General features: G+C 56.4%; 2 protein-coding genes and 1 pseudogene. All 3 read right to left on the bottom strand.

The features are described from left to right. Positions 1 to 296: 296 nt before the first annotated feature. A pseudogene (locus ACO5R6_RS07215) lies at positions 297 to 1,220 on the bottom strand (PSP1 domain-containing protein); the annotation flags it as partial. 3 nt (positions 1,221 to 1,223) lie between these two features. Beyond that, positions 1,224 to 2,216 (bottom strand): DNA polymerase III subunit delta', encoded by a 993-nt coding sequence (gene holB, locus ACO5R6_RS07210; RefSeq protein ID WP_044958629.1) that lies wholly within the window; start codon positions 2,214 to 2,216, stop codon positions 1,224 to 1,226. Then, positions 2,180 to 2,824 (bottom strand): nucleoside/nucleotide kinase family protein, encoded by a 645-nt coding sequence (locus ACO5R6_RS07205; protein WP_485626513.1) that lies wholly within the window; start codon positions 2,822 to 2,824, stop codon positions 2,180 to 2,182. Before ACO5R6_RS07205 ends, holB begins: the two co-directional genes overlap by 37 nt. Between the last annotated feature and the right edge of the window lie 207 nt (positions 2,825 to 3,031).

Genomic DNA, 3,031 nt, shown 5'->3' with positions numbered 1-3,031 from the left:
TTTGGGCCCGCTCCGCCGGTCCGCTCTCTTTTCTGACCTCCCCTGTCCGGATAGGCCTTTTCCTGTCCGCCGCGCCGGTCACCGCGGGAATATCCCCCATCGGGATTCTGGTTTCTCCGTCTGCCTGTCCCGGCGCCTTCCCGCATGCGATTGCTCCTCTCGGGGCGATTCTCCCTGCTCCGCCGGCCCTCTTTGGCATGGTTTTCCCGCCTGTCCTGGTCAGAAAAGCTCCTCCGCTCTCTGCTGTCGGATTCCTGCTTCTCCGAGCTCTCCTGCAAAGTTCTTTTTGCCTGTCTGTCTTCTGCCGAACCTCTTCCTGCCTGACTGCGGTTTCCCCTTTGCTCTCGATTCTCCCGGTCCTCGGTCCTGTCTCTATCAGCCCGGCTGCCCGGCTTCCTGCGCCCCCTGTGCGCCACAAAGGTCAGCTCCTCCGCCGGATACTCCGCGATGTCTTTCTCATCGTCATTTTCAACGACGACCCTGGCGGTCTGGCGGAGGACATTGATATTCTGAACATAGCCCTCCTGCCCGTCCGGAATCGTGACAATATCGCCGACACGGGGCATCTTGGCATTGAGATACTCGTAGGTATCCTCCTCGTTTTTCAGACAGCACATAAGCCTGCCGCAGAGACCGGAGATCTTGCCGGGATTTAAGGACAGACTCTGCTCCTTGGCCATCTTAATGGAGACCGGAACAAAGTCCGTCAGCCAGGATTTGCAGCAGAGTTCTCTGCCACAGGGTCCGATCCCTCCCATAATGCGGGTCTCATCGCGGACGCCAATCTGGCGCAGCTCAATTCTGGTGTGAAAGACAGAGGCCAGGTCCCGAACCAGACTGCGGAAATCCACTCTCTCTTCCGCCGTGAAATAGAAGAGCAGCTTGCTGTTTTCGAAGGTGTATTCCGCGTCTACCAGCTTCATTTCCAGCCCGTGCTCACGGATTTTCTTCTTGCAGATGGCAAAAGCCTCTTTCTCCTTCTCCCGGTTCTGCTCCTGCCGTGCCAGGTCATCCTCCGTCGCCTTGCGGATGATCTCTCTGACCGGATGCCGGATCTTGTCGTCAGGAATTTGCCGGGGATTCATGCGAATCTCCCCCAGCTCCCTGCCTCTGGCTGTCTCCACTAAGACCTGATCACCGATCTTTAAATCCCGATCACCCGGGGAAAAATAATAGATCTTACCGGTGCCTCGAAAGCGCACACCTGTAATGCTTGCCATATTCTATCTCCGTTCTCCCCGCATGCGCTCCATGAGCTGCTGCAGAATTAAGTCTGTATTCACGTTCGCGGCATCCTTCCTTCGGCAGGATTCGACCCCCTCGAAGATCTCTTCCAAATGCCGGTAAGAAAGCCCGTCCGCCAGGCGTTTGACCTGATAGACCTGATCGGCGAAGATCAGTCTGTCGGCCTGTCCTGTCGCTTTATATAATAGCACATCGCGGTAGAAGACCATGAGCAGGTCCAGATAATCCGTCAGGGGCTCCTTCTTCTCTTCCATCTCACGAATCCAGGCGATCCGGTCCGCATAGGTCATCTCGGAAATGTGCCGGATCAGAGAGAGGACCATCTCCTTGCGATCGGCAAATTCCTGGGACTGGGCCAGAGCAATGGCCTTTCCCATATTGCCCTGGGCGAAGGCCACACTCATATCCGCCTGATAGTCCGGTATCTCGTAGCGCTTCATGAGCTCCCCGCGCACGAGAGCATCCGGCACCGGCTTTGTCTCCAGCAGGATACAGCGGGAGCGAATGGTCGGAAGAAAGGCCTGGGCATTCGTCGTCAGCAGGAGAATAACCGCATAGGAAGGCGGCTCCTCGATCGTCTTCAAGAGAGCATTCTGCGCCTGCTCATTCATCTTCTCCGCCTCATCGACGATATAGACCTTGTAATCGCTGTTGTAGGGCCGGATGACGATGTCGCTGTTGATCTGGCTGCGAATATCATCCACGGAGATGGTAGCCGGCTTCTCATGGGTCAGGTAGATAATATCCGGCTGATTGTGACTCATGGTCTGCCGACAGTGATGGCAGTGTCCGCAGGCGTCCGCCCCCTTCTCCTCGCAGAGCAGGGTCTGAGCGAAGGCCTCCGCCAGCATCCGCTTCCCGGATCCCTCCTCTCCGCTGATGATATAGGCATGAGAGACCTTCTGATTTTGCAGGGCATTCTGTAAATGCCCTTTCAGCTCTTCCTGTCCGATGATGTCCGCAAACCGCATAACTTCCTTCTCTCACTCCCCGCCGCCTGTCCCCGAATAAAAGCGGCGATCTGCCTTTTTGTCTCCTCCAGGTCAAGATTTTCAAAGCGATGACTGATCCCGGCCCGGCGCAATCTCTCCTCCGAGAAATCCTCCTGGTCCGCCAGAAATCGACGGCAGAGCTCCGCGTACCTGGGTTCTTCCTGTTGCCTCTCCCTGGCCAGAGCTCTGGCCAGCCGCTCCCCGTCGTCCAGCCAGACATAGATATCACTGACCGCTTTCTCTCCAAAGTAGGATCGTATCTTATGATAGGCCTCCGGCGTCGTAATCAGAAGATAATCATGGCTGATCAAGTCTATGCTGCCGTCATCTGCGGTGAAATAGCTCCACTCCCCGCACATGGTCTGATAACTGCGCCGCTCAATAACCCTGCCGGCATCGATCAGAGCCTGCATTCCTCTCTGATCCACGAAATGATAGTCGACGCCTTCTCTCTCCCCCTCCCGCATCGGACGCGTGGTATAGGGAATGACCGGCGTCAAATCAAGCGTCGGATCCTCCAGCAGTTTCTTATAAATACTGTCCTTACCTGAGGCGGACTTGCCCAGAATACAGAAAATCTCTGCCATAATTTCCTTCTACTCTCTCCCTTCGTCTTTCTTCCGATTCCCCTTAGCCTCCTGCTACGGCTCCATGGCACTTCCTTCCGCAGATCCTCAGCCTCCCTGCCGTGGCTCCATAGGCCTTCCTCCCGCAGAGCCTCAGCCTTCCTGCTGCTTCCTCCTGGCCCTCCTGCTGCTACACTCTGAGGGTGACCGCCTCCTCGGCAGGATTGT

It is taken from the genome of Shuttleworthella sp. (assembly GCF_057251025.1).
The sequence above is the reverse complement of the archived record's forward strand: the minus strand, read 5'-3'. Positions and strand labels throughout refer to the sequence as shown.

Excerpts from the sequence above, each read along its gene's own strand:
- holB (WP_044958629.1), bottom strand. The coding sequence starts at position 2,216 with ATGCGGTTTGCGGACATCATCGGACAGGAAGAGCTGAAAGGGCATTTA.
- ACO5R6_RS07205 (WP_485626513.1), bottom strand. The coding sequence starts at position 2,824 with ATGGCAGAGATTTTCTGTATTCTGGGCAAGTCCGCCTCAGGTAAGGAC.